Raw genomic sequence first — 5,914 nt, forward strand, 5'->3', positions numbered from 1 at the left:
GCCGTCGCCGCCGTCGCGACGTACGGCGTGCTCACCGTGGACGCCGAGGCCAAGCCGTCCGCCGCGACGCGGCTGGTCCCGGTGGCCGCCTGCGGGCTGGCCGGGATCGCGGTGCTCGTCTCGGTGTTCAGCCCGGAGATGCTCGACCGGGTGCGCGACTGGCGCGCGAACGGCACCCAGCTCGCCGAGATCGGCGGCTGGCTCGGCGAGTACCTGCCGCCCGGGTCCGTGGTCAGCGGCAGCGCGCCCGGCGCGCTCGCGGCGCACAGCGGCCAGCTGCTCATCATCGACGTCCTCGGCCGCACCGACGACCACATCGCCCGCGAAGGGCGCCATGAAGGCGGCGTCTCGACCGACTACGACTACGTCGTCAACGGCCGCCGCCCGACCGTCGCCGTGCCGGGTGACCGCGGCTACGCCGACCGCCAGCACTGCGCCATCGACCCGGTCTACGCGGGCCAGTACGAGGTCGCGACCTTCCGCCGCGTCGGCACGCCGTACTGGGTCGCGGTGTACCCGCGCGCGGAACAGGCGAAGTCCGTGGTCGCCGACCTCGACAAGGGCCCGGACTTCCGCTACGTACCCTGTCCTTCGTGAAGCTCGAGGCCCCGGCACGGCGGCTGCCCGCCGAGACGCGGCTCGGGATCGGGGTGTTCGGCGCGTCGCTCGCCCTGTTCGTGGTGCGGTTCCTGGTGCCGCGCCCGGTCGCGATGTCCAACAACGGCGACGGCGGCCGCGTGCTGTGCGGCGCCGGGATCACCTGGAAGGGCCTGCCGGAGGCGTTCGTCCACCTCGCCTACACGCCCGCGCCGGGGGCGCCGCCGTGCCGGCCGACGTACCTGCTGACGCAGAGCTGGCTCGCGGACCTGGCCGTCCGGCTCGGCGGGCTGGCCGGCCACCCCGGGACGCTGAGCCTGGTCGTGCTGGGCCTGCTGAGCAGCGTGATCGCCGCGGCCGCCGTCACGGCGATCGTGCTCGGCCTGCCGTACGCGCGCCGCGTCCGGCTCGCGGTGGCGGCCGGGTTGCTGCTGGTCGTCGCCGACTCGGCGTTCTTCGGGTACTTCGCCGCGATCCTCGGCGAAGGCGCGGCGTTCCTCGGCCTGCTGCTCGCCGTCGGCGGCCTGCTGCTGACCGCGCGCGAGGGCCGCTGGAGCTACGCGGGCATGGCGGTCACGTTCGCCGGCGGGGTCCTGGCGGTCAACGCCAAGGTCCAGACGCTGATCATCCTGCCGATCCTCGCGCTCGCGGTGCTGCTGGTCCGGCCGGGCACGCTGCGCAGGGTCAAGCGGTGGGCGGCCGCGGTGCTGGTCATCGGCGCCGTCGGGCTCGTCACGCTGGCCGCGCAGCGGAGCGTCGAACCCGCGCTCGCCCCAGACGGCACGTACGCCGAGTTCCCCGGGGACGACTCGCGCGAGATCAACATGTTCAACTCGATCTTCCTGAACATCGTCGACGGCAGGCACGACACCCGGGCCGACCTCGCCGCGCTCGGCCTGCCGCCGTCGTTCGAGCAGTACGCGGGCAACGGCTGGTGGCACCCGCACCCGGCCCGGATCGACCCGCTCTACCCGCGCTACCGCGAGCTGATGAGCCGCCCGAATGTCCTCGGCTACTTCGCGAGCCACCCGGGCCGGGCCCTCGAAGTCCTGAACCGGGCCGCGACCGACCAGCTCACCGCGCGGCCGGACTACCTCGGCAGCTTCGACCAGGAGGCGGGCTTCGCGCCGCACGCGCAGGAGCACCGGGTGCCGGTCGTGTCGTGGCTGACCGGCCTGCTCGCCCCGCTCGGCCTGTTCGCGCTGGTGCCGATCTGGCTGTTCGTGCTGGTCCGGGCCTGGATCCAGCGGCGGAATCCACTGGGCGTGGTGCTGGCGTTCCTGTTCGCCGTGTCGCTCACGCAGTTCGGCACCGCGGCGCTGGGCGACGGCATCGAAGGCGTCAAGCACCAGTCGGTCGCGCTGTTCGCGCTCCTGCTGGCCGTGGTGCTGGCCGTGTGTCCTTCACCGCTGAACAGCCGCCCCCAACCTACGGTCGCGTAACCTGGCGCGATGGCCGACTTCGTGTACCCGCCCGTGATCGCCGCGGCCCGGACGATGTTCCGCGTGCTCGACAACCGCATCCGGGTCGAGGGCGCGGAGCACATCCCGCGCCGCGGCGGCGCGGTCATCGCCTGCAACCACGTCAGCTACCTGGACTTCATCTTCTGCGGCCTCGGCGCGCGCCCGGCCAAGCGGCTGACGCGGTTCATGGCGAAGAAGGAGATCTTCGACAACAAGATCGCCGGGCCGCTGATGCGCGGGATGCACCACATCTCCGTCGATCGCTCCGCCGGCCTGGGCTCCTACCGCGAAGCGCTGGCGAAACTGCAGGCCGGTGAGGTCGTCGGCGTCTTCCCGGAGGCGACGATCAGCCAGTCGTTCACCGTCAAGGAGATCAAGTCCGGCGCCGTCCGGATGGCCGCGGCGGCCGACGTCCCGGTCGTGCCGATGGCGCTGTGGGGCACCCAGCGGCTCTGGACGAAGGGCAGGCCCAAGGACCTGACCCGGCGGCACGTGCCGATCTCGATCCTCATCGGCGAGCCGATGCACCCGGCCAAGGGCGACGACTGGGACGTCGTGACGAAGGAGCTGCGCACCCGGATGAGCGCGCTGCTCGACCGCGCCCAGGCCGACTACCCGGACCAGCCCGCGTCCGACGAGGAACGCTGGTGGCTGCCCGCCCACCTGGGCGGCACGGCGCCGACCCCGGCCGAAGCGGCCGAGCTCGACCGCCGCTAGAACCAGCGCTCGAGGACCTGCGCGACGCCGTCCTCGCCGGCCGGGCCGGTGACTTCGTCGGCCACCGCGAGCACCTGCGGGTGCCCGTTCTCCATCGCGACGCCGTGGCCGGCCCAGCGCAGCATCTCGACGTCGTTGGGCATGTCGCCGAACGCGATCACCCGCTCGGGGTCGACGTCCAGGCGCCGCGCGAGGTCGGCCAGGCCGGTCGCCTTCGTGATGCCGTGCGCCGACAGCTCCACCAGGCCGCCCGACGACGAGTACGTGACGTCCACCTCGCGGTCGAACAGCGCGTCGATCGCGCCGGCCATCTCCTCGGACGACATCCCGCGGTGGCTGACCAGCAGCTTGATCGCCGGGTGCCCGAGCACCTCGGCGCGCGGCCCGGTCCGGCCTTCGCCGTCGCCCCACGGGTTGTGGTAGTCCGGCTCGATCACGAAGTTGCGCATGTCGTGGTCGACGGCGCCCGTGCTGACGCGCTCGGCGGCCAGCCGGCAGCCGGGCAGCGCCTTGTCGAGGGCGTGCGCGATGTCGTGCAGCAACGCCGGCGCGAGCAGGCCGTGCACCTCGAGGATCTCCTCGCGGCCGCAGTCGTAGAGGACGGCGCCGTTCGCGCACACCGCGTAACCGGTCAGCTCGAGCGGCTTCGCGATCGGGGCGATCCACCGCGGCGGACGGCCGCTGGCCAGCACGAACGGGACACCCGCGTCGACCGCCCGGCGGACGGTCGCGATGGTGCGGGCGCTCAGGGTTTCGGAGGGGCCGAGCAGGGTGCCGTCGACGTCGGACGCGATCAACTGAGGTCTCTCCACCCCGCCATTGTCCCTGACACGTTCGGGTGGCCACGTCCCCGTCCGTGCGACTGTCGGTGGTTACCGCTAGCGTCCGGAACTGTGCGAGTAGGCATCGTCATTCTTCCGGAAGATCGTTGGTGGGCCGCCGAGCCGAAGTGGCGCGCCGCCGAGGAGTACGGCTTCGACCACGCGTGGACGTACGACCACCTGGGCTGGCGCAACCTGGTCGACGGGCCGTGGTTCTCCGCCGTCCCGACCCTCACGGCGGCGGCGATGGTCACGTCCCGCATCCGGCTGGGCACGTTCGTCGCGTCGCCGGTCGCGCGGCACCCCGTGCCGTTCACGCGGGAACTGATCACCCTCGACGACGTCTCCGACGGCCGGTTCGTCCTCGGCGTCGGCGCGGGCGTCGACCACCTGCACTACGACGGCGTGGTCCTCGACGCCCCCGAACTGACGGCGAAGCAGCGCGTGGACCGTTTCACCGAGTTCGTCGAAGCGCTCGACGGGCTGCTGATGACCGACAAGTTCGACTTCGACGGCGAGTACTACCGGGCCCGCGGGGCCCGCAACCTGCCCGGCCCGGTGCAGCGCCCCCGGCTGCCGTTCGTCGTCGCGGCCAACGGCCCGCGCACGATGACGCTGGCCGCGCGCTTCGGCGCCGGCTGGGTGACCACGGGCAAGGGCGGCACGACGGCCGACGAGTGGTGGGACGGCGTCAAGCAGCTCACCGAGGTCTTCGACCAGCGCCTGGACGCCGTGGGCCGCGACCGGGCGAGCGTCCAGCGGTACGTCAACCTGGACTCGTCCCCGGTGTTCTCGCTGAGCAGCGTGGAGGCGTTCCGCGACGCCGTGGGCCGGGCGGGCGAGCTGGGCTTCACCGACGTGATCTCGCACTGGCCGCGCTCGTCGACGCCGTACGAGGGCCGCGAGGCCGTGCTGGAGCAGGTCGCGAGCGACGTCCTGCCCGAGCTGCGCTAGGCCGAACGAGTGACATCCGGGTGATCGGGAAACCGATTGCCGCCCCTCGGGCGTCCTTCCCAGCAGACATCCGAGATCCCCGGGGGGTCGGGGGCCCTCGTGGCCGCGGAAGGGGCGCCGCGGCCACGAGGGCGCACTACTTCACGATCCGGTAGATCACGGCGCCAGGGTTGCGGTACACCGGCCGCACGAAGTCGTGCCCGTCCAGGTGCTGCAAGCCGTGCGCGATCGGGGTGTCCCGGCGGATGGTGCCGCTGCCCACCAGCACGTAGTGGATGTTCAGCCGGCGCACCGCCGCGCGCACCTCGGGGTCGCTGTCGAAGTCCGCGAAGTGCTGGGCGAGGTAGACCGCGTCCTTGGGGGCGACGCCGGCGTCGTAGTGGCCGGCCACCGGGTGCACGCCGGTCAGCGCGTACATCCAGGCCGTGCCGTCCAGCCGGTCGTTGAGCACCTTCTGGTCGGCGGGGATGCCGAGCGTGCCCAGCTTGTCCATCGCCTCGATCTCGTCGGCGCTCACCGGCGGGACCACCTCGCCGGGCAGGCCGTTGTAGTAGAGCAGCGACACCGTCTTGGCGTTGGCCGCGCGGTAGAACCCGCCGGTCAGCACGCCCATCGCGACCACCAGCAGCACCGCCGTCGCCAGCCCGACCCGGCCGGTCAGCCACGGCCGCGCCCGCACCCACGCGCGGCTGCCGGCGGCCTTCGCCACCCACCGCTGGGCCTCGCTCATGCCGTGCGCGGCGAGCAGGCACAGCGGGATCGCGGCCAGTGCCATCAGCCGGAACCGGTCGTTCCACCAGGGCCGGGACAGGGTGATCACCCAGGTTTCGCCGCCGAAGCAGGCGACGACTACGAACAGCGCGGACAGCCCGAGCGCGGAGAGCACCAGCCAGCGCATCCGCCGCAGCGCGGCGAGGGTGAACACGCCGATCGCGAGAAACACCGTCAGCCAGATCTGCGGGACCGGCAGCACCTGCTTGAACGTCGCCAGCATGGCCAGCGCCTTCCACACCGGCATGTGCGAGCCCCAGGCGTGGTACGGGTACGAGCCGGACGTGAAGGTGATCGCGCCGATGATCATCGGCGCGGCCAGCACGCCCGCGGCCACCATCACCGGCAGCATCCGCACGACGTCGCCGCCGACGACCCGCCAAGCCGTCTTGCCGGGCGCGACGCCGTCGAGGCGCTTGCCACGCAGCGCCCGGTACCAGCGCTGCACGACCAGCGGGAACGCGAACAGCAGCGCCCCGAACAACGCGCTGGAGTGCGCGGCGAGCAGCCCGGCCGCGCTCAGCGCCAGCACGGCGCCGGTGTCGGCACCCGGCCGCACCACGAACCGCTGCAGCGCGACCACGGCCAGCG

Annotated in this window: 5 protein-coding genes and 1 pseudogene; 4 read left to right on the forward strand and 2 right to left on the reverse strand. The window is 72.8% G+C overall.

Going from position 1 to position 5,914, the window contains the following annotated elements; translation table 11 throughout:
- From G3I65_RS00965 to G3I65_RS00975, 3 genes and pseudogenes are all read left to right on the forward strand, one after another.
- Nucleotides 1-597: pseudogene (locus G3I65_RS00965) on the forward strand (hypothetical protein); the annotation flags it as partial.
- Entirely contained in the window at nucleotides 594-2,039 is a 1,446-nt protein-coding gene (locus G3I65_RS00970; protein ID WP_160693860.1) for a hypothetical protein, read from the forward strand. The pseudogene G3I65_RS00965 and the gene G3I65_RS00970, both read left to right, overlap by 4 nt.
- 9 nt (nucleotides 2,040-2,048) lie before the next feature.
- A complete protein-coding gene (locus tag G3I65_RS00975; RefSeq protein WP_160693862.1) occupies nucleotides 2,049-2,777 on the forward strand; it encodes a 1-acyl-sn-glycerol-3-phosphate acyltransferase in 729 nt (242 codons plus the stop codon).
- On the opposite strand, the gene G3I65_RS00980 is transcribed toward G3I65_RS00975, so the two are convergent.
- Nucleotides 2,774-3,574: an HAD family hydrolase gene (locus G3I65_RS00980; RefSeq protein WP_160693866.1), complete on the reverse strand. Its 801-nt coding sequence runs from the start codon at nucleotides 3,572-3,574 to the stop codon at nucleotides 2,774-2,776. The two genes, G3I65_RS00975 and G3I65_RS00980, sit on opposite strands and share 4 nt — an antisense overlap.
- 96 nt (nucleotides 3,575-3,670) lie before the next feature.
- On the opposite strand from G3I65_RS00980, the gene G3I65_RS00985 reads away from it, so the two are divergent.
- Nucleotides 3,671-4,552, forward strand: a complete 882-nt coding sequence (locus G3I65_RS00985) for an LLM class flavin-dependent oxidoreductase (RefSeq protein WP_160693864.1) — start codon at nucleotides 3,671-3,673, stop codon at nucleotides 4,550-4,552.
- A 136-nt stretch (nucleotides 4,553-4,688) separates the two neighbouring features.
- Here the strand turns inward: G3I65_RS00985 and G3I65_RS00990 are convergent.
- A partial coding sequence (locus G3I65_RS00990; RefSeq protein WP_345944049.1) for a DUF6541 family protein occupies nucleotides 4,689-5,914 on the reverse strand: 1,226 nt, incomplete at its 5' end.

This window comes from Amycolatopsis sp. SID8362 (assembly GCF_010550475.1).
GTDB classification, from domain to species: Bacteria; Actinomycetota; Actinomycetes; order Mycobacteriales; family Pseudonocardiaceae; genus Amycolatopsis; species Amycolatopsis eburnea.